This window comes from Frigoribacterium sp. ACAM 257 (assembly GCF_007954365.1).
Taxonomy (GTDB): Bacteria; Actinomycetota; Actinomycetes; order Actinomycetales; family Microbacteriaceae; genus Frigoribacterium.
In genome coordinates this window covers 927,102-946,959 of the sequence record NZ_VOLO01000001.1, presented here as the reverse complement: position 1 = coordinate 946,959, position 19,858 = coordinate 927,102, and the positions used below count along the sequence as shown (strand labels likewise).

At 73.8% G+C, this 19,858-nt stretch carries 19 protein-coding genes; 5 read left to right on the top strand and 14 right to left on the bottom strand.

Annotated features, from left to right (window positions below; all coding sequences use genetic code 11):
- Nucleotides 1-217 precede the first annotated feature (217 nt).
- Nucleotides 218-667, bottom strand: a complete 450-nt coding sequence (sufU, locus tag ES689_RS04360; protein ID WP_146900647.1) for a Fe-S cluster assembly sulfur transfer protein SufU — start codon at nucleotides 665-667, stop codon at nucleotides 218-220.
- The gene (locus ES689_RS04355; protein WP_223269372.1) at nucleotides 664-1,995 is read right to left on the bottom strand and encodes an aminotransferase class V-fold PLP-dependent enzyme; all 1,332 of its coding nucleotides are present in this window, start codon (nucleotides 1,993-1,995) and stop codon (nucleotides 664-666) included. The genes sufU and ES689_RS04355 overlap by 4 nt, the downstream gene beginning before the upstream one ends.
- A 160-nt stretch (nucleotides 1,996-2,155) precedes the next feature.
- Here ES689_RS04355 and ES689_RS04350 point away from each other — a divergent pair, with 160 nt between their 5' ends.
- From ES689_RS04350 to ES689_RS04340, 3 genes are read left to right on the top strand one after another with little or no spacing between them, the layout of a single operon-like run.
- The gene (locus tag ES689_RS04350; RefSeq protein ID WP_146900640.1) at nucleotides 2,156-3,382 is read left to right on the top strand and encodes a cobalamin-independent methionine synthase II family protein; all 1,227 of its coding nucleotides are present in this window, start codon (nucleotides 2,156-2,158) and stop codon (nucleotides 3,380-3,382) included.
- A gap of 25 nt (nucleotides 3,383-3,407) precedes the next feature.
- Nucleotides 3,408-4,823 (top strand): O-acetylhomoserine aminocarboxypropyltransferase/cysteine synthase family protein, encoded by a 1,416-nt coding sequence (locus tag ES689_RS04345; protein ID WP_146900636.1) that lies wholly within the window; start codon nucleotides 3,408-3,410, stop codon nucleotides 4,821-4,823.
- Nucleotides 4,820-6,139 (top strand): LLM class flavin-dependent oxidoreductase, encoded by a 1,320-nt coding sequence (locus tag ES689_RS04340; protein ID WP_146900633.1) that lies wholly within the window; start codon nucleotides 4,820-4,822, stop codon nucleotides 6,137-6,139. The genes ES689_RS04345 and ES689_RS04340 overlap by 4 nt, the downstream gene beginning before the upstream one ends.
- 48 nt (nucleotides 6,140-6,187) lie before the next feature.
- Here ES689_RS04340 and ES689_RS04335 read toward each other — a convergent pair whose 3' ends face one another.
- From ES689_RS04335 to ES689_RS04320, 4 genes are all read right to left on the bottom strand, one after another.
- Nucleotides 6,188-7,012, bottom strand: coding sequence for an amino acid ABC transporter ATP-binding protein (locus ES689_RS04335; protein ID WP_146900630.1), 825 nt, complete (start codon nucleotides 7,010-7,012; stop codon nucleotides 6,188-6,190).
- Complete coding sequence (locus ES689_RS04330; protein ID WP_223269371.1) at nucleotides 6,999-7,664, bottom strand: amino acid ABC transporter permease; 666 nt, start codon at nucleotides 7,662-7,664, stop codon at nucleotides 6,999-7,001. The genes ES689_RS04335 and ES689_RS04330 overlap by 14 nt, the downstream gene beginning before the upstream one ends.
- A gap of 1 nt (nucleotide 7,665) precedes the next feature.
- Nucleotides 7,666-8,532 (bottom strand): transporter substrate-binding domain-containing protein, encoded by an 867-nt coding sequence (locus tag ES689_RS04325; RefSeq protein WP_223269370.1) that lies wholly within the window; start codon nucleotides 8,530-8,532, stop codon nucleotides 7,666-7,668.
- Between the two features lie 119 nt (nucleotides 8,533-8,651).
- Nucleotides 8,652-9,398 (bottom strand): NRDE family protein, encoded by a 747-nt coding sequence (locus ES689_RS04320; RefSeq protein ID WP_191330172.1) that lies wholly within the window; start codon nucleotides 9,396-9,398, stop codon nucleotides 8,652-8,654.
- Nucleotides 9,399-9,579: 181 nt separating this feature from the next.
- Between ES689_RS04320 and coaBC the strand changes: the two genes are divergently transcribed.
- Nucleotides 9,580-10,848: a bifunctional phosphopantothenoylcysteine decarboxylase/phosphopantothenate--cysteine ligase CoaBC gene (coaBC, locus tag ES689_RS04315; protein ID WP_146901825.1), complete on the top strand. Its 1,269-nt coding sequence runs from the start codon at nucleotides 9,580-9,582 to the stop codon at nucleotides 10,846-10,848.
- On the opposite strand, the gene ES689_RS04310 is transcribed toward coaBC, so the two are convergent.
- Nucleotides 10,808-11,614 (bottom strand): DUF817 domain-containing protein, encoded by an 807-nt coding sequence (locus ES689_RS04310; protein ID WP_223269369.1) that lies wholly within the window; start codon nucleotides 11,612-11,614, stop codon nucleotides 10,808-10,810. The two genes, coaBC and ES689_RS04310, sit on opposite strands and share 41 nt — an antisense overlap.
- A 193-nt stretch (nucleotides 11,615-11,807) precedes the next feature.
- Here ES689_RS04310 and ES689_RS04305 point away from each other — a divergent pair, with 193 nt between their 5' ends.
- Complete coding sequence (locus tag ES689_RS04305; RefSeq protein ID WP_146900620.1) at nucleotides 11,808-12,077, top strand: hypothetical protein; 270 nt, start codon at nucleotides 11,808-11,810, stop codon at nucleotides 12,075-12,077.
- A 63-nt stretch (nucleotides 12,078-12,140) separates the two neighbouring features.
- Here the strand turns inward: ES689_RS04305 and ES689_RS04300 are convergent, their stop codons facing one another.
- The 7 genes from ES689_RS04300 to ES689_RS04270 form a co-directional block, all read right to left on the bottom strand.
- Nucleotides 12,141-13,223 (bottom strand): ABC transporter ATP-binding protein, encoded by a 1,083-nt coding sequence (locus tag ES689_RS04300; RefSeq protein WP_146900617.1) that lies wholly within the window; start codon nucleotides 13,221-13,223, stop codon nucleotides 12,141-12,143.
- On the bottom strand, nucleotides 13,220-14,083 hold the full coding sequence (locus ES689_RS04295) for an ABC transporter permease (RefSeq protein ID WP_146900614.1): 864 nt from the start codon (nucleotides 14,081-14,083) through the stop codon (nucleotides 13,220-13,222). The genes ES689_RS04300 and ES689_RS04295 overlap by 4 nt, the downstream gene beginning before the upstream one ends.
- Nucleotides 14,080-14,988: an ABC transporter permease subunit gene (locus tag ES689_RS04290; protein WP_146901811.1), complete on the bottom strand. Its 909-nt coding sequence runs from the start codon at nucleotides 14,986-14,988 to the stop codon at nucleotides 14,080-14,082. The genes ES689_RS04295 and ES689_RS04290 overlap by 4 nt, the downstream gene beginning before the upstream one ends.
- Before the next feature lie 11 nt (nucleotides 14,989-14,999).
- Nucleotides 15,000-16,133 (bottom strand): ABC transporter substrate-binding protein, encoded by a 1,134-nt coding sequence (locus tag ES689_RS04285; RefSeq protein ID WP_146900611.1) that lies wholly within the window; start codon nucleotides 16,131-16,133, stop codon nucleotides 15,000-15,002.
- A 238-nt stretch (nucleotides 16,134-16,371) separates the two neighbouring features.
- A complete protein-coding gene (locus ES689_RS04280) occupies nucleotides 16,372-17,736 on the bottom strand; it encodes a glycosyltransferase family 2 protein (RefSeq protein WP_223269368.1) in 1,365 nt (454 codons plus the stop codon).
- Nucleotides 17,733-18,737, bottom strand: a complete 1,005-nt coding sequence (locus tag ES689_RS04275) for a glycosyltransferase family 4 protein (RefSeq protein WP_146900608.1) — start codon at nucleotides 18,735-18,737, stop codon at nucleotides 17,733-17,735. The genes ES689_RS04280 and ES689_RS04275 overlap by 4 nt, the downstream gene beginning before the upstream one ends.
- Before the next feature lie 32 nt (nucleotides 18,738-18,769).
- Nucleotides 18,770-19,702 carry a WcbI family polysaccharide biosynthesis putative acetyltransferase gene (locus ES689_RS04270; RefSeq protein WP_146900605.1) on the bottom strand — a complete coding sequence of 311 codons (933 nt, stop codon included), beginning with the start codon at nucleotides 19,700-19,702 and terminating at the stop codon, nucleotides 18,770-18,772.
- Between the last annotated feature and the right edge of the window lie 156 nt (nucleotides 19,703-19,858).

Genomic DNA, 19,858 nt, shown 5'->3' with positions numbered 1-19,858 from the left:
GCGACGACGCTCTTGTCCGTGAACAGCTCGAGCCCCGTCGTGGTCTCGGTCGCCTCGACGGTCGCGATGCTCTCGGGAACGGCGGCGGCTTCGGGGACTGGCTGGTCTGACACGGTGGAGGGCTCCTGACGATCGGGGACGGGCGCCAGTTTAGTGCGGATCGGCGCGGCCCCTGCTGCCGACGCCGCCGCCTCGCGGACGCCGTCGGACCGGGCCCTCAGCGGGCCGCGAGCTCCGCGCCGCAGGCCTCGGCGGCGACCCAGGCGAGCATGCCGCACTTGACCCGCATCACGAACTTCGAGACGCCGTGCAGCGCGACCGCGTCGCCGAGCACCTCGTCGTCGGGCTCGCCCGCGCCGCGGGACCGCATCATCGCCCGGAACTCGTCGACCAGCGCCCCGAGCTCGGGCAGGGTACGGCCCGGCGCCAGGCCGGAGAGGACCGACGCCGACGCCATGGAGATGCTGCAGCCCGCGCCCTGCCAGCGCAGGTCGGCCACGCGATCGGTGCCCGGCTCGAGCCGGACCCGCACGGTGATCTCGTCGCCGCAGGTGGGGTTCCGCTCGAAGTGCTCGGCGTCGGCGGCGGGGAGCTCGCCGTCGCCGTGTCGCGCCTTCGCGTGGTCGAGGATCACCTGCTGGTAGAGCGAGTCGAGGGAGGCGCTCATCGGGCGTCCTCCGCCCCGAAGTAGCCGCGCACCCCGGCGACGCCGGCGATCAGCCGGTCGACCTCGGCGGCGGTCGTGTACAGGTACGTGCTCGCTCGCGTCGTCGCCGTCACGCCGAGCCGCCGGTGCAGGGGCTGGGCGCAGTGGTGGCCGACGCGCACGGCGATGCCCTGGGCGTCGAGGTACTGGCCGACGTCGTGCGCGTGCACGCCGTCGACGACGAAGCTGGCGAGGCCCGAGCGCGGCACGCCGGCGGGCGGCCCGACGACGCGGACGCCGGGGAGCGCGGCCAGGCCGACCACCAGCTGCTCGGCCAGCGCCTCCTCGTGGTCGCGGACGCGCTCGAGGCCGACGGCCTCGAGGTAGCGCACGGCCTCGGCGAGGGCGACGGCCTGCGAGACCGGCTGCGTCCCGGCCTCGAAGCGCTGTGGCGCGGGCAGGTACTCGGCGGACTCGAGCGTCACGGTGGTGATCATCGAGCCTCCCGTGCGGAACGGGGGCAGGGCGTCGAGCAGCTCGCCACGGCCGACGAGCACGCCGATGCCGGTGGGCCCGAGCATCTTGTGGCCGGAGAACGCGGCGAAGTCGACGCCGAGGGCGCGGAAGTCGACGGGGCGGTGGGGCACCGACTGGCAGGCGTCGAGCACGACTAGCGCGCCGACCCCGTGGGCGAGCTCGACCAGCTGCTCGACGGGCGCCACGAGCCCCGTCACGTTCGAGACGTGGGCGACGGCGAGCACCCGCGTGCGCTCGGTGACGACCGCACGGGCGTCGTCGAGCGTCCAGACACCGTCGTCGTCGACCGGCACGACGCGCAGGACGGCTCCGGTGGTGGCCGCCACCTCTTGCCACGGCACCAGGTTCGCATGGTGCTCGGCCTCCGTCACGACGATCTCGTCACCGGGCCGCAGGACGAAGCGGCGGGCGGCCTCGCCGCCGCGGCCGAGGGTCGCGGCCGTGAACCCGTGCGCGACCAGGTTGATCGCGTCGGTCGCGTTCGCGGTCCAGACGACCTCGTGGGAGGCGGCGCCCACGAACCGCGCGACGGTCTCGCGCGCCTCCTCGAACGCCTCGGTCGCGAGGGCCGCGAGCGTGTGCGCGCCGCGGTGCACGGCCGAGTTCTCGGTCTCGAGGAACCGGCGCTCAGCGTCGAGCACCGAGCGCGGGCGCTGGGCCGTCGCGCCGGAGTCGAGGTAGGCCAGGGGCTCGCCCGAGACCTGCTGCGCGAGGATCGGGAAGTCGGCGCGGAGGCGCTCGACCTCGACGTCGTCGAGGGCGCGGGCGACGGCCTGCTGCTGGGTGGGTGCTTGGTTCTGTGTCTGAGTCACTGTGTCCCTTCCCGACGATCGTAGCCAGGGCCGATCTGTGGTCGACCAGGGCAACGACCAGGGCGCCGGTCCTGTTCCCGGACCGCCGCCTCCTGCGCCTTCGTGACGGCGCGTGACGCAGGCACGTGACACGGGCGGGGGCGAGGACCAGCATCGGCACATGACGAACCAGAGGATCGAGACCAGCCACGCGGGCAGCCTGCCCCGCACGCCCGAGCTCATCGCGGCCAACGACGCCCGCCGCCTGGCCGACGACGGCCTCACGCTCGAGCGCACGCCAGAGTTCGACGAGCTGCTGACCGCCGCGGTGGTCGACCTGGTGCGGCGCCAGCAGGACCTCGGCATCACCGTCGTCGGCGACGGCGAGTACGGCAAGGCGATGACGAGCGCGGTCGACTACGGCGCGTGGTGGTCGTACTCGTTCCAGCGCGTGTCGGGGCTGTCGGTCACCGGCGCGGACATCTTCTCGCAGGAGCCGGTCCGCTCGTCGCCGGGGAACGTGCGCCTGACGTCGTTCCCCGACCGGCGCGACTGGACGATCTTCGCCGAGGCCTACCAGGACCCGACCTCGGGCATCAGCACCGGCAAGACCGCGACCGCGTTCCCCAGCACGACGGGGCCGCTCGCCTACGTCGGGCAGTCGGCCATCGCCTCCGACATCGCCAACCTCAAGGCGGGGCTCGCCGCGACCGGAGCCGACCCGTCGTCCGGCTTCATCACCTCGCTCTCCCCCGGCAGCGGCGCCCGCATCGCGAACGACTTCTACGCGACCGAGGAGGAGCACATCTGGGCCTGGGCCGAGGTTCTGCGCGAGGAGTACACGGCGATCGTCGAGGCCGGCCTCACCGTGCAGATCGACGACCCGTCGATCGCCGAGAACTGGGACCAGATCGTCCCCGAGCCGAGCGTCGAGGACTACCGCGCCTTCACGCGGATCCGGGTCGAGGCGCTGAACCACGCCCTGCGCGGCCTGCCAGAGGACCAGATCCGGTTCCACCTCTGTTGGGGCAGCTGGCACGGACCGCACACGACGGACATCGAGTTCCGGCACATCGCCGACCTCATGCTCGAGATCACCGCCGGCGCCTACTCGTTCGAGGCGGCCAACGTGCGGCACGAGCACGAGTGGAAGGTCTGGCGCGACCTCGACCTGCCTGCGCACAAGAAGATCATCCCCGGCATCGTGAGCCACGCGACGAACGTCGTCGAGCACCCAGAGCTCGTGGCGGACCGCATCGAGGCCTTCGCGTCGGTGGTGGGGCCCGAGCGGGTCGTCGCGTCGACCGACTGCGGCCTCGGCGGGCGCATCCACCCGCAGATCGCGGTGGCGAAGCTCGCGGCGCTCGGCGAGGGCGCGCGCATCGCGAGCTCGCGCCTGTTCGGCTGAGCACACGGATGAGAGGAGGCGCACGGTGAGCCAGGCACACCAGCGAGCAGACCACGACCGACACGGGTTCACGACCGAGCAGGTGCACGGAGGCGCCGCTACCGACGCCGACTTCGGCGCCCGCGTCTCGCCGATCCACCTCAGCGCCGGCTTCGTCTTCGAGAACTTCGCCCAGGCCCGCGACCGCTTCGCCGGCGACGACCCCGGCTACGTCTACACCCGGAGCGGCAACCCGACCACGGCCGCCGTCGAGCGCCGCCTCGCCCAGCTCGAGCACGGCACGGACGCGCTGCTCGTCGGCACCGGCCAGGCGGCGATCACGGTCGCGCTGCTCGCCCTCCTCGAGGCCGGCGACCACCTCGTCAGCGCGAGCAGCATCTACGAGGGCACGCGCGGCATCTTCGTCGACAACTTCGCCCGGCTCGGCATCGAGGTCTCGTTCGTCGACGAGGCGGGCGACCCCGAGTCCTGGCGCCGGCTGATCCGTCCCGAGACGAAGCTCCTCTACGGCGAGCCGATCCCGAACCCGAAGAACGACCTGCTCGACGTGGCGGCGATCGCCGGGGTGGCCCACGAGGCCGGGCTGCCGCTCGTCGTCGACAACACGCTCGCGTCGCCGTACCTCTGGCGTCCGCTCGACGACGGGGCCGACCTCGTGCTGCACTCGGCGAGCAAGTTCCTCGCGGGGCACGGCACCGCCCTCGGCGGCGTCGTCGTCACGGGCGAGGCGTTCGACTGGACCGTCGTCGACGCGAGCGGGACGCCGCGGTTCCCGCACCTGGTCGAGCCTCGTCGCGCTCTCGCCGGTGCCAGCTACGCCGAGCGGTTCGGCGGGCGGGCCGCGCTCGCGTACGCCCGCGAGGTCGTGGCGGCGCGGATCGGACCGACGCCGTCGCCGTTCAACGCGTTCCTCGTCCAGCAGGGCGTCGAGACGCTGTCGCTGCGCGTCGAGCGGCACTCGGCCAACGCCCTGGCCGTCGCCGCGTGGCTCGAGCAGCAGCCCGAGGTCGAGTCCGTCGACTACGCGGGCCTGGCGTCGAGCCCTCACCACGCCCTCGCCGAGCGGTACCTGCCCCGGGGCGCGGGCAGCGTCTTCTCGTTCACCCTGCGCGGCGGCATCGAGGCGGCCGAGCTGTTCGTCGACGCCGTCGAGCTGTTCAGCCGCATGACGCACCTCGGCGACGTCCGGTCGCTGATCCTGCACCCGGGCACGACGACGCACGCGCTGCGGACGCCGGACGAGCAGCTCGCCGCCGGAATCTGGCCGGGGCTGCTGCGGCTGTCGGTCGGCATCGAGGACGTCGACGACCTGCTCCGCGACCTCGGGCGCGGCCTGGCCGCAGTGCGCTCGGCCGGGGCGTCCCGTCTCCCGGGCGCGGTCCCGGTGGCCGACGCCGCGCCTCCTCGGCTGCGCCCGACCGCAGAGGAGGACGCGGCGTGACCCGACTGCAGCACTTCGGCTGGTTCTTCTCGCGCGGCTTCGGCCCGCAGGGCTGGGGCAACCCGTACCGGGAGTGGAACCACGACTGGACGAAGCCCGCGCTCTACCAGCAGTCGGTGCGCGAGCTCGAGCAGGCGGGGCTCGACCTGGTGATCATGGAGGACGCGCTCTCGCTCGGCTCCCCCGAGACGCTCGACCTGCGCGTCCGCGGCGCCTACGGCGGTCCCAAGCACGACCCGCTCATGCTGACGCCGTACCTGTTCGCCGCGACGTCGCGCATCGGGATCGCGCCGACGATCAACGCGGGCGCGTACCCGCCCTACCTCGCCGCGCGCCAGTTCGCGACACTGGCCCACCTCAGCGACGACCGCTTCGGCCTGAACCTCGTCACCGACACGGGCAGCGCACGGCACTTCGGCCTGCCTGCCCTCGGGCACGACGCCGCCTACGACCGCGCCGACGAGTGGATGGCCGTCGTCCGCCGCCTGTGGCACAGCTGGGGCGAGGAGGCGCTGGTCGCCGACCCGAGCACCGGTCGCTTCGCCGACGGGGCCGCCCTCGACGCGTTCCGCCACCAGGGCGAGTACTTCGACGTCGCGGGGCCGCTCAACGCGGTGCCGTTCGAGCGCGGCGACCCGGTGGTCGTCTCGCCAGGAGGGTCAGCTCGCGGTCTCGCCTTCGCCGGCACCCAGTCGGATGTGCAGCTGGCCCTCGCGCCGCTCGACGCGGGGAGCGTGCGCGACTACCGGGCTCGGATCCTGGGCGCCGCGACGGAGCGCGGACGCACGGCGTCCGACATCCGGGTGCTCTTCGTCGTCAAGCCCGAGATCGTGCCGAGCCGGGAGGAGGCGGTGCGGGTCGTCGAGGCGTCCCGACACCCGTCGGACGACGTGCTGCGGGCGATCGCGCTCGGCCAGTCGAGCGACCTCGAGACGGACCTGACGACGCTCGACCTCGACCGGCCGGTCGACCCCGCCGTCTTCGGCGAGCACGTGTCGCACGGCTCGATCAAGGGGCTGCTCGGCGGCGCGGGGTCGTTCGCGGACGCGACCCTGCGCGAGCTGCTCACCGTGAAGGCGCGCAAGGGCCTGGTCAGCGAACGGGCCGGGTTCGTCGGGACGGCGGACGAGTTCGCCGACTTCGTCGAGGAGCTCGGCGACGACGGCGGCAGCGACGGGATGATCTTCTCGGGCGACCTGCACCCCGTCACGGTGCACCGGATGCTCGACGAGCTCGTGCCGGTGCTGCGGCGGCGCGGGGTGCTCAGGCAGGAGCTCGGCGACGGCGGTCTCCGCGGCAACCTGTTCGACTTCTAGCCGGACGGCGGGGTGCGGCGGGTTCCCGCAGCCGCCGGCGGAGCGAGGTCAGTCGTCGAGGGGCTTGAGCACGCGGCGGAGGAACTGCTGCGTGCGCGGCTCGCGGGGGCGGTTCAGTACGTCGGCGGGAGCTCCGCGCTCGACCACGACGCCGTCGTCCATGAAGACGACCTCGTCGGCGACCCGGCGGGCGAACTCGAGCTCGTGGGTGACGACGACCATGGTCCAGCCCTCGTCCGCGAGCTCCTTCACGACGGTGAGGACGTCGCCGACGAGCTCGGGGTCGAGCGCGCTGGTGGGCTCGTCGAAGAGCAGCAGCTCCGGCCGCAGCGCCAGGGCGCGGACGATGCCGACGCGCTGCTGCTGGCCGCCCGACAGCTCGACCGGCCAGGCGTCCACGCGGGACTCGAGGCCCACCCGGGTGAGGAGCTCGCGAGCCTCGGCCCGCGCCTCCTCGGGGTCACGGCCCTGGACTCGGATCGGGCCCTCGACCACGTTCTGCAGCACCGTGAGGTGCGGGAACAGGTTGAAGTGCTGGAACACCATCGACGACCGGTCGCGGAGGGCGAGCAGGTCGCGCTTGGCGACCTTGCCGCCGAAGTCGACGACGCGCCCGTCGGACAGGGTGGCGCGCCCGCCGTCGGGCACCTCGAGGCTGTTCAGCGACCGCAGCACGGTCGTCTTGCCCGAGCCGGACGGCCCGATGATCGCGACCACGCGGCCGCGTCGCACCTCGAGGTCGATGCCCTTGAGCACCTCGGTGGAGCCGAACGACTTGCGGAGGCCCTCGACGCGGAGGACGAGCGAGGCTGCCTGGCCGGGTCGGCCGGGTCGGGAGGAGGCGCCGGAGAGAGGCGGGTCAGCGGGCGACATGTCGGTCCAGTCTCTTCTCGAGGGCGTCCTGCCCGAACGACAGCACGAGGCAGATCACCCAGTAGATCAGGGCCGCCTCGAGGTAGATCAGCAGGAACTGGTTCGACACGGTCGCGATCTGCTGGGCCTGCCGGAACAGCTCCACGACGAGGATGACGCTCGCGAGCGAGGTGTCCTTGACGAGGCTGATGAACGTGTTCGACAGGGGCGGCACCGAGACCCTGGCCGCCTGCGGCAGGATGATGCGCCGCAGCGCCAGGGGACGCGACATGCCGATCGTGTGCGCCGCCTCCCACTGGCCCTTGGGCACGGAGAGGATCGCCGCCCGGATCACCTCGGCCGCGTAGCCGCCGACGTTCAACGAGAAGGCGATGATCGCGCTCGGCCACGGGTCGAGCCGGACGCCGATCGACGGCAGCCCGTAGAACACGACGAACAACTGCACCAGCAGCGGCGTGCCCCGGATCACCGACGTGTAGAACCGGGCCAGCCCGGACAGCCAGGCGCGCCCCGACAACCGCATCATCGCCACGACGAGGGCGATGACCAGACCGATCGCCATGGAGGCGAGGGCCAGCGGGATCGAGGCGACCAGGGCACCCGACGCGATCGGCCAGAACGCCCGGCCGAAGAGGTCGAGTGAGGACTGCACGTTACTCGCTGACGTCCTGGCCGAAGTACTTGTCGGAGATCTGCGCGAGGGTGCCGTCCGCCTTCAGCTCGGCGAGGGCGTCGTCCATCGCCTGCACGAGGTCGTCGCTGCCCTTGGTCGTCACGAGCGCCGAGCGCGACACGTCGTCGGTCGTCGCGGCGATCTTGATTGCCGCCGCCTGGTCGGGGTTGGTCTTGACGTAGTCGAGGAAGGTCAGCTCGTCGTTCACGGTGGCGTCGATGCGCCCCTGCTCGACGAGGGCGACCGACTGGGCCCAGCCCTCGACGACCTGCACGTCGGCGCCGGCGTCCTTCGCCGTGTCGTAGAAGTTGCTCGACTGCGACTGCGCGGTCGTCTTGCCCGCGAGGTCGGCGAGCGAGGTGATCGAGGTGTCGTCGGCGGCCGTCACGACGACGCCGCGGCTGACCGTGTACGGCGTCGAGAAGTCGAAGGTCGCCTCGCGCTCGTCGGTGATCGAGATCTGGTTCGCGACGACGTCGAAGCGCCCGGCGTCGAGCCCGGCGAGCAGGGCGTCGAACTGGGTCTCCTGGAAGCTGGCCTCGACGCCCAGCTTCCCGGCGACGGCGGTGGCCACGTCGACGTCGTAGCCGGTGAGGGCTCCCGAGCCGCCCTCGTGGTAGGTGAAGGGCTGGTAGGTGCCCTCGGTGCCGATGACGAGCACGCCGGCGTCCTGGATGTCGGAGAGGCTCTTCGCCGCGCTGGTGTCCGCCGTGGCGTTGCCGGTCTGCGAGACGACGTCGTCGGTCGAGGCAGGGGCGCACGCCGTCAACACCAGGGCTGCGGCGGAGGCGACGCCGACGGCGAGGATCCGGGTCGTGCGGGAGAGGCGAGGAGTCGAGAACGTCACGGGTGGTCTTCCTGGTCGATGAGCTGCCCGGGTCTGCCGGGCCTCCGACCCTAACCGCGCAGGCGCGGCGGTGATTCCCCGTGTCTCCTCATGACGCCGGGGAGACCACCCGAGGCGGGTCAGCGGGCAGCGAGGGCTCCCGGGAGGTCGACGCCTGAGCCGGCGTCCAGCCGCAGGTGCTCGTGGAGGACGCGGTCGGCGGACAGCGCGACCAGGCTGAGCGAGAGGGAGCCGAACCAGGTGCCCTGCAGCAGGTCGGCACGGACCAGCGCCTCCTCGTCGGACAGCGGCAGCGCGCTGCTCTCGCGCAGCAGGTCGAGCCACGGCCGCCAGCTGCCCTCGTCGTGCGCGGGCAGGGGGCCCGTCGGTGCCGCGACGCCGCGGAACGACGGCAGCCACCGCGCCACGCGGGCCACCTGGTCGTCGTCGGGGGCGCCGTGCGTGAGGACGTGCACGCCGGGGGCGAGCGGCACGCTCTCGAGCCGGTCGCCGTCCCAGCTCGTGTGGACGGCTCCGCAGGCGTCGGCCGAGAGGAGGTTGAAGGTGCGGGTGCCGGGACGGCCGGTCGGCAGCCGCCCGGCGGCGGCGGCCTCGAGCGGCAGGTCTCCCCTGGTGCGCCAGCCGCCGTAGGGGACGGGCGGCTGCTCACGCCGGTTGAGCACGACGGAGGCACGGGCAGGCCCGGTGGCAGTGGCCAGCCAGGCTCCCCCGGCCTCGCGGTCGTGCAGGCCCTCGACGCGGTCGCCGAGCTCGGGCCACCAGGCGGCCGGAGGATCCCAGGGGCGGTCGGCCGACTCGTCGCGGAGCCCGAGGAACACCACCGGCCACTCGGTGCCGGGGGCGACGGACACGACGACGGTGCACACCGTGCGGCCTCCTCCGGCACGATCCGTCGGGATGCGGCATCGTGGTGGCTGCAACGCTACCCGCCGACGGGCACAAGCTCGGCGGCCGACCGACAGGGGCTCCACCGTGACCGACAGCACCGCCGCCGACACGGCAGCCGCAGCAGCAGCCGACGACGCAGTCGGCGCCTACGCCCGTCGGCTGACCGTCGTCGTCGGCATCTGCGGCGGCATCGCCGCCTACAAGGCCGTGTCCGTGGTGCGCGAGCTCGTGCTGCGCGGCCACGACGTGCACGTCGTCCCCACGGAGGCGGCGCTCCGCTTCGTGGGCGCGCCCACCCTCGAGGCCATCAGCCGAAACCCCGTGCACACCTCCGTCTTCGACGACGTCGCGCAGGTCCGCCACGTCGCCCTCGGCCAGCAGGCCGACCTGATCGTCGTCGCGCCGGCGACGGCGCACACCCTCGCGAAGCTCACCCACGGGCTGAGCGACGACCTGCTCGGCACGACCGTGCTCGCGAGCACGGCCCCGCTCGTCGTCGCGCCGGCGATGCACACGCAGATGTGGCAGGCGGCCTCGACCAGCGACAACCTGGCGCTGCTCCGTGCGCGGGGCGTCGTCGTGGTCGGTCCCGACGACGGCCCGCTGACCGGCGGCGACAGCGGCCCCGGGCGGCTGAGCGAGCCCGACGTGATCGTCGACGCGGCGCTCGCGGTCGTCGCGGGCCGGGCCGAGGAGGCGCGGCGGCGTGACCTGGCCGGTCGCGACCTCGTCGGCCGCGTCGTCGTCGTCACGGCCGGCGGGACGCGCGAGCCCCTCGACCCCGTGCGCTGGCTCGGCAACCGCTCGAGCGGCAAGCAGGGCCTCGCCGTCGCCCGCGAGGCCACGGCCCGTGGCGCCCGCGTGGTCTTCGTCGCGGCCCACGTCGACGACGAGGTCGCGGCTGCGGTGGCGCAGCTGGCCGGTGTCGAGGTGCGGACCGCCGGCACCGCGGCCGAGCTGGACGTCGCCACCACGGCGGCGGCCGAGGAGGCCGACGTCGTCGTGATGGCGGCCGCGGTCGCGGACTGGACGCCCGCCTCCGTCGCCGACGCCAAGCTGAAGAAGGACGACGCGGGCGACCGCCTCACCCTCGACCTGGTGCGGACCGTCGACGTCCTGGCCGGCCTCGTGGCACGGCGCCGGACGGGCCAGGTCGTCGTGGGCTTCGCCGCCGAGACCTCGACCGGGCGGGACGACCTGATCGCCCTGGGCCGCCGCAAGCTCGCGCGGAAGCCCGCCGACCTGCTCGTGCTCAACCAGGTCGGCTGGGCCGAGGGCTTCGGCCGGGACGAGTCCGTCGCGGTCCTGCTCGGTCGGGAGGGCGCCGTCGTCGGGGAGTCGAGCGGCACCAAGGCCGACACGGCGCGCGCCCTGCTCGACGCCGTGGTCAGCCTGCTCGGCGCTGCTTCAGCCACAGCACCAGCGTGAAGCTGAAGACGACGAGCACCATCCACGAGCCGATCTTGCTCGGGTGCACGATCGACCAGCCGTCGGCCTGCGAGGCGTAGGTCCAGGCGCCCATCAGGGTCGCGGCGTTCTCGGCGACCCAGATGAAGAAGCCGATCAGGGCGAAGGCGACGAGCAGGGGCATCCGCCTGTCGCGGCCCCGCACCCGGAACGTCACGCCCTTCGGGCCCAGCAGCACGACCGCGATGCCGAGCAGCGCCGAGCGCAGGTCGACGACCCAGTGGTTCGTGAAGAAGTTGACGTAGAAGGCGATCGCCAGGGCGAGGGTCGGCAACATCCGCAGCCGGTCGACCCGCAGGTCGAGGCGCCGCCAGGCCTGGCAGACGTAGCTGCCCACCGCCGCGTACATGAAGCCGCTGTAGAGCGGGACGTCGCCGATCCGCAGCACGCCGGGCTCGGGATACGACCACGACCCGACCGCCACCTTGAACACCTCGAGGCCGAGGCCCAGGAGGTGGAACAGGCAGATCACGACGAGCTCGTCGCGGGTCTCGAGCCGCGTCGCCACGAAGACGACCTGGACGAGCACGCACCAGACGAGCATCGCGTCGTAGCGCGGCAGCCCGACGTCGACGACGCTCGTGACCGCGAGGCCCACGAGCACCGCCACGGCGAAGGCGCAGGAGAGTGCCTGTTGGACGCCGAACGCGACGAGGTCGCGAGCGGCCTCGTGGAGGCGGCCGGCGCCTCCTGCGCGACTGCTCGCCACGGATCGTGCACTGCTCACGGCGGCCTCCCCCGACACCGGCGATCGGCGTCGGGTCGACGCTACGAGCACACGGCACGACGCTGCGTCGTCCTCGAGGAGCATCCCGCTCGTCCCTGGTGAGGAGATCGACACCTGTCGCCGTCGGGGGACGTCGACGGCCGACCGGGGGACATCGACTTGCGCGTTAACCTCGGTGCGACACAATGCCCCCGTGAGCAAGAAGATCGACGCAGCCCTCAAGTCCCTCGTCAAGGCCCTCGAGCACCACGGCGAGGTGATGAGCGATCGTCCCGTGAGCGCCAAGCGCGCGGGCCGGGCCACGGAGAAGGTGCGTCAGGCCGCCTCGGCCTACACGCAGGTCGTCGCGGACAAGACCGGCCAGCCGAACCCGTTCGTCGACTTCCTCGACCCCGAGACCGTCCAGTCGCTGCGCGGCGAGCGGGACGCCATCGCCACGAAGAAGACCAAGAAGAACGACTAGCCCGCAGCCGCGACGGCATGCGTCGTCAGGGCCCGGCCCGACGCCGCCCCGTCCGCTGCGGACTCAGTCGATCGCGGCGACGGCCACGGCCTGCGCCGTGATGGCGAGGCAGACCGCGTCGCCGACCGGACGGCGCCGGTCGGCCCGGTGGTCGAGCGTGATGAGCACGTCCCCCGCCGTCCGCACGACGCTCCGCACGGTCGCCCCGCGGAACGACACCTGCTCGACCGTCCCGGCGAGGCCCCGCTCGGCGAAGACCACGTCCTCCGGCCGCACGTAGGCCCAGACCGGGCCGTCCGCGCAGGCACCCACGGCGGGCACCTCTCCCCCGGGCAGCCGGACCCGCCCCGAGACGACCTCCGAGCGCAGCCGGTTGCTCGTCCCGACGAACTCCGCGACGAACTGCGTCGCCGGCGTCGCGTAGAGCTCCTCCGGCGCACCGATCTGCTCGATGCCGCCCGCGCGCATGACGGCGACGCGGTCGGCCACCGCCAGCGCCTCCTCCTGGTCGTGGGTGACGAACAGGGTCGTGATCGAGAGCTCGCGCTGGATGCGCCGGATCTCGTCGCGGAGCTGGACGCGCACCTTCGCGTCGAGGGCGCTGAGCGGCTCGTCGAGCAGCAGCACGCGGGGCCGGGTGACGAGCGCCCGGGCGAGGGCGACGCGCTGCTGCTGGCCGCCGGAGACCTGGTGGGCGTACCGGGTGCCGAGGTCGCCGAGCCCGACGAGGTCGAGCATCTCGGCGGCGCGTCGAGCCCGTTCGGCCCGGGCCACGCGTCGCATCCGCAGGCCGAACTCGACGTTCTGCTGCACCGTGAGGTGCGGGAACAGCGAGTACGCCTGGAACACCATCCCGACGTCACGGCGGTGTGTCGGGACGCCGACGACGTCGCGGCCGTCGATCGAGACGGTCCCGCTCGTCACGGCCTCGAGCCCGGCGAGGCTGCGGAGCGCCGTGGTCTTGCCGCAGCCGGACGGCCCGAGCAGGGCGACCAGCTCGCCGGCGCCGAGGTCGAGGTCGAAGCCGGTGAGGGCGCGGTGCCCGGCGTACTCCTTGGCCACCGACCGGAAGGCGACGGTCGCGCCCTCGGGGACGGGCGTCGTGGAGGAGGCGGCGGCAGGCCGCTCGGGCAGGGTGGCGGTCACGAGAGGGCCTTCCGGGAGGTGGAGGAGGGGACGGCGGGACGCGCCGTGCCGATCGAGCCGACTCGGCCCATCACGACGAGCAGCACGAACGCGAACGCGAGCGCGAGGAGGGCCACGATGACGGCCGCGAACGGGTCGCTGCGGCTGATCTGGACGAGCGAGGTCTGCAGGGTGACTCGGTTCAGCAGCGACGAGATCGTGTACTCGCCGAGCACGACGGCGACGGTGATGAAGGCCGCGGCGAGCAGGCCGCGGCGGAGGCTCGGCACGACGACGAGCACCAGGGTCGAGAGCCAGCTCGACCCGAGGGTCCGCGAGGCCTCGGTCAGCGTCCGCAGGTCCGTCGCCGCGAGGTCCGACTGCACGGCGCGGTAGGCGTACGGCAGCACGGTCACCCCGTAGGCGAGGGCGAGCGTCCAGGCCCCCGAGCCGAGGAGGCGCGCCACGACCGAGTAGACGGGTGCGAGCCCGACGACCAGCACGATCGCCGGCACCGTGATCGGCACGAGGCAGACGAACTCGAGCACGCGCGACAGGCGCGGGTATCGCAGGTGGACGAGCACCATCGCGGGCACGAGCATCACGAGGACGAGCACGGCGGTCACGACCGCCAGCACGAGGCTGTTCGTCACGCCCTCGACGAGGTTCCGGTAGACGCGGCCGTTCTCCGGGTCGGCCAGCGCGAGCCAGTGGCCGAGGTCGTGGCCGGTGCCGTCCGCGCTGCGCAGCGAGAACGCGCCCATGGCCGCGATCGGGACGGCGAAGACCAGGCCGATGACGACGAGGGCGGCGCGACGGGCGGCGGGCGAGGCGGCGCCGGGGCCGGGGCCGCGGCTCGTGCCGCGGCCGGACGCGCTCATCGCGTCCACCGGTCGGTGCGGCGCTGCAGCAGCGAGTAGCCGACCATGAGCACGACCATCACGAGAACCATCCCGAGGGCGAGCACGCCGGCGACGTTCTCCCGGCCGAGCACCGTCTCGCTGACGAGCGCGGCGCGGATCTGCAGCGGCACGATCTGCGAGCCCTGGCTGATGAGGGCGGCGGCGGTCGCGTAGGACGAGAACGCGTTCGCGAAGAGGAGGAGCAGGCTGCCGGCGAAGGCGGGCGCCAGCACCGGGACGACGACGCGCAGCAGGTGCTGGCGGGCGGTGCCGCCGAGGGTGGCCACCGCCTCCTGCCACTGGGGCTTGAGTCCGGTGACCGCGGGCATGAAGGTGATGACCATCAGCGGCACCTGGAAGTACAGGTAGGGCAGGAGGAGGCCGGGGACCTCGTAGATCCAGGCTCCGCCCGCGAAGATGTCGACTCCCGCACGGGTGAGCAGCAGCTGCGTGACGACGCCCTGGATGCCGATCGTCGCGGTGAACGCGAAGGCGAGCATGACGCCGCCGAAGTGGGCGAGCACACTGGCGGCGCCGTCGACCAGGCTGCGCACGAGCCCGTCGGGGCGGAGGGCGGTGAGGCCCCAGCAGACGACGGCGCCGACGACCGCTCCCCCGACGGCGGTGACGCCCGACACGAGGAACGAGCTCGCGAAGGTGCGCAGCACGACGGGGTCGCCGAGCGCCGTCAGGTTCGACAGCGTGGGCCGGCCGTCGCCGTCGACGAGGCCGGTGCCGAGCGCGAGCAGGCACGGCAGCACGAGGAACGCCAGCACGTACAGCACGAACGGCGTGAGCCCCCACCACGCCGCCGGACGGCGCCGGGCCCTCGTGGGTACGGCGCCGTCCGGGGTGACGGAGGCCTGGGGGACGGTCTCCGCCAGGGTGGTCACGATCAGCCGATCGCCGCGGACCACGACTGCGCGAGCAGGGCCGAGGCGGCCTCGGTCTGCTCGCTCGTCAGCTGCACGGTGTCCTCGGGCTGCTCGCCCACGGCGTCGAGGGCGTCCTGGTCGACGGTGCCCGCCTCGACCATCGCGGCCAGCCGGACGGGGTAGGCGCCGGCGGCGAGGTACAGGTTCTGCGCGGTATCGCTCATGATGAACTCCTGCCAGAGCCGCGCGGCGGCCGGGTGCGGCGCGTCCACGTTGATCGCCTGGTTGTAGTAGCTGGCGAGGGCCGTGCCGGGCAGCACGGCGGTCTTCCAGTCACGCCCGCCCGCGTCGGCCGCGGCCGCGAGGTTGTTGTAGCTCCAGTCGAAGACGACCGGGGTCTCGCCCGAGGCGATGGTCGCCGGGGTCGGGTCGGTGGGCAGGAAGTTGCCCGCGTCCGCCAGCTGGCCGAAGAAGTCGATGCCGGGCTGCACGTCGTCCGCGCTGCCGCCGTCCTGGAGGGCCGCCCACTGGACGGCGGCAGCGGCCGCGCCCGCCTGGGTCGGGTCGCCGTTGATCGCGATCTTCCCCTTGTAGTCGTCGCCGAGCAGGTCGTCGAGGCTGGTGGGCTCGGGGACGGCGTCCGCGTCGTAGCCGACCGACATCAGGCCGGTGTAGTCGTAGACCCAGGTGCCGTCCGCGTCCTTGTGGTCGTCCGCGATGTCGTCCCACGTGGTGACCTTGTAGGGCGCGAACTGGTCCGTGTTCGCCAGCGCGACGGCCGAGCCGAGGTCGAAGACGTCGGGGGCGCCGTCCTGGCCCGCCAGGTTCTGGGCCGCGGTGATCTCCTCGGCGCTCGACACGTCGGGGCTGTCCGAGTTGACCGTGATGTCGTACTCGGCCTCGAAGGCGTCGATGATCTTCCCGTAGTTGGCCCACGTGTCGGGCAGGGCGATGACGTTCAGCTCGCCCTCCGCCTCGGCGGCGGCGACGAGGGCGTCCATGCCGCCCAGGTCGGCGGCGCTGGTCGCGGTGGCGGCGTCGGTGCCGGAGGCGCCAGCCACGTCGGACGCGTCAGCGGAGGCCGAGCAGCCGGTCAGGCCGAGGGCGAGTGCGCCGAGGGCGGCGGCGGCGGCGAGGTATCGCTTGTCGATCACGGGTGGGTCCTCCTGGAGCTCGGCCGCCGGTCGCGTCTGGGGATCAGCTCGCGGAGGGGCGTCGGTCGGCCTGCGTGCACGGTAGGGAGGCCCGGCGTCGTGCCGGGGGGCGTCGGGTGGAGGGCGGGTGAACGGTCGATGGCGCGCGGGCCGCCGACCGCCGGGAAACTCCGCGAAGGCGACAAGACGACGGAGAAGGCTGCGTCGCCTTGTCGCTATCACGGGGTGACGCGTGCTCTCAGCCCCAGCCGCCCAGGTAGGCGGCGAGAGAGGGCTCGCCCTCGATCCGCTCGCACCACCGGGCTCGGCCACTGCGGGTCTCGAAGAGTTCCTCGGTCCCGTGCAGGAGGGCGCGCGCCTCGGCCCGGCTCGACCGGATGCGCAGCACCGGGCCACCCCCTCCCTGGTCGGCCGTGTCGTCAGTCACCTCGACCGTGCCGAGGACCCCGACGCCGATCGAGGAGACCGCCTCGAGCAGGGGGGCGGCGTCGCGGACGCGCACCGGGGCCGGCAGGTCGACGGTCACCCGCGCCGTGCGCGCCGCCCGGGCGGCGGCCTCGGCCGAGGCGCCGACGACCCGGGCGTCGGCGCCGAAGACGGACAGGTGCTCGTCGGGCACCACGACGACGGAGCCGGGCAGCGCGGCCAGGACGGTGTCGACGCAGAGCCAGGCGGTGCCCGCCGAGGGCGCCGCGGCGAGCCGCACCAGCACGTCGGGGGTCGCCCCGCGCAGCCCTCGCGGACGCGAGCCCTCGACGGGGACGAGGCCGCTGAGCACGAGCGTCTCGCCGTTCTTCTGCCGCTGGCGGTCGACCGAGTCGCGGCCGGCCCAGTCCGGGCCGTCGTGCCAGGCGACGGCGGCCGGTTCGTGGGCGAGCAGCGCGCCTCCGCGCCAGGCACGCCAGGCCCACTCCCAGTCCTCGCCGCCGTAGGTCGTGAAGTCCTCGTCGAAGCCGCCGACGGTCTCGAGGAACGAACGGGAGCACGCGAGCACGGCGCCTATGACGTGTCGGTACGAGCGGTCGTCGGCGTCGAGCAGGTCGCGGCTGCCCCGGTACGCGTCGTCGAGCCAGCGCGGTGCGGGCAGCTCGTGCCGTGGTCCCTCCTGCTCGACGGGAGCCTCGACGGCGACGCCGGTGAAGTCGGCGTGCCGGCGCCTCCCGACGACGACGGCCTCCGACGCGAGCGCAGGGAGCCTCGACATGGCCGTCACCCAGCCGGGCTCGGGCGCCGTGTCAGCGTCGAGGAAGCAGATCACCTCGCCCGTCGACGAGCGCACCCCGAGGTTGCGGGCGGCGGACAGCCGGAAGCCCTCGTCGGCCTGGACGACCAGCCGCACGCCGGCCGGCACCCGGGGCGCCTCGGGCGAGCCGTCGTCGACGACGACGACCTCGAGCAGGTCGGCCGGGTGGTCCTGTCGCGCGAGAGCGGCGAGGGTCCGGTCCAGCTCTGCCTGCTGGCGGTAGTGGGCCACGACGACGGAGACGGTCGGCAGCGGGTCGGGGACGAGGCCGTCGAGCAGGTCCCAGCGGTTGCCGGGGACTCCCCTGGGCCGCCTCGGGGACAGCGCACCCGCCTCCTCGTCTCGTCGCGCGTCGGTCACGAGGTCGCCCCCGAGCGCTCGCGGCCGGCCCACCACTCGAGGTACGCGGCCGCGACGTCGTCGATGCCGGGCGTCGTGACGGCGTCGGGGGCCAGCCAGGTCGAGTCCGGGTCGGCCGCGGCCCGGGCGACGGCGTCGACCAGGGCGTCGGGATCGTCGTCGATCAGGGTGAGGGTGCCGGGCCGGAGCGCCGCCATCTCGCGGGAGTACCGCGTGTCCGGAACGATCGGGCGTCGCCCGGCGCCGATCCAGGTCGCGATCGAGCCCGACGCCGAGACGTGCCGGTGCACGGCGACGGGCACGGAGGCGCGACGGCAGCGGTCGAGGAGCACCGCGTCGTCGAGGTACCCGGTCACGTCGAGCACGACGGCGCGGGAGGCGGCGTCCGCGACGAGCTGGTCGGTCTCGGCCTCGTGGCCCGCGCTGGCACGGCCGAGGGCGACGACGCGCAGCGCCCCCGCCGGGTCGTCGCCGCGGCCCCGCAGCCGGGCGACGGCGTCGACGAGTTCCGCGTGGCCCTTGCCCGGGTAGACGAAGCCGATGACGGCTGCGGTGCCGTCGGGCGCGGGACGCTCCGAGGGCGGCGCCGCGAGGTCGACGGGGAGGGGGACGACGGCAGGCCGTACGGCAGCGGTCGTGTGCTCGGCGAGCAGCAGCGCCTCGTGCTCGCTGTTGACGACCGTGCCCGCCGCGGCCTCGACCACCCGCCGGTAGCAGTGGCCGCGCCGGACGAGGTTGCGCTCGCCGTCGGACGGCTGCGGCAGGTCGTGCAGGGTGACCGTGAGCGCGACCCGGCCCGCCAGGTCGACGAGGCGGTCGGCGGCGTCCTCCGGCGACGACGCCCACAGCCGGTCGGTGAAGTGCAGGTGGGCCGAGGCGGGCGGCGTCGGCCCGGTCAGCTCGGCCGGCGAGACCACGAGGTCGCGCCGGGTGCGACGGGCGACCGCGTCGGCGATGCGGCGGGCGAGGGCCGTGACGCCGTGCTGGGGGTCGTCGGTCACGACCAGAGCCGGTACGCCTGACAGCCCGGCGGTCACGCGAGCCCCAGCAGGGCCAGCGAGTCGGCGTGGCGGGTGAGGCCGGCGTCGACGACCTGCGGCTCGCGCTCGTACCACCGGAGGTGCGCCTCCTTGACCTCGTCCGCGGGCACGCGCGTGCCCTCGATCACCCAGTGGTCGGTGGGCGCCTCGTCGAGCCCGAAGGCGTCGACGACCGCCTGCAGCCGGGGTGCGTGGACGCTGTCGAGCAGCTGCCGCCCCGGGTCGACGACGTGCTCGGGCAGCCCCAGCCGGTCACGGACCCGGGACGCGAGCGCCGTCCACACGGGGTTGCCCGGGTGGTTGAGGGTGCGCATCTGCGCGAAGGACGGGTCGCCGAACAGGTCGGAGACGACCACAGCGTCGTGCGCCTGCTCGCGCTTCCGCAGCTCGTGCAGCGACAGCGCGGCGACCGACCGGACGGCCTCCGGGTCCAGCCGCGGGGTCGGGGGCGTCGTGCCGTCACGCCGGGCGGCCGCCTCGGCCAGCACGACGAGGTCGTGGTAGTCGACCAGCGGCGGCGTCAGCGACGGATCGCGCGGCGGCCGGACGATCGCCGACGTCGGGTAGAGGCCGGCGAAGCGGATGACGGGCACCGCGACGACCCGCGCCCCGGAGCCGAGCCGGGCGGTCAGCTGCCGCGTGCCGAGGGGGAGGTCGTGGTAGTCGTCGCGCACCGGCTGCGAGACGAGCAGGGAGGCGCGGGCCAGCCACCGGTCCAGGTGCGGCAGGTCCGCCATGACGAGCTCGTGAACAGCAGGTGTCCGGACGGTGCGCAGTCCTTGCCCGTCGAGCGCGACCCGAAGCGACTCGGCCTGGCAGTTGCCGATCACGACGGCCACGGGACCGTCGCCCTCGGGCTCGCCGAGACCGTAGAAGTGCCCGTAGTGACGGGTGCGGCCGTCGACGGCCGGGGTGTGCTGGGTCATGGTGCCTCTCCGTGACGTCCCGCGAGCGGCGGACGCGACGACTCCATCGTGCTGGATGGGGGGCCGCGAGGGCCAGCATCCGCGAGCGGGCACGGGGGGCCGTCGCGGGCTATGGTGCAGAGAGGCCGCTCCCATCGGCCCCCTCCCTCGACGCGA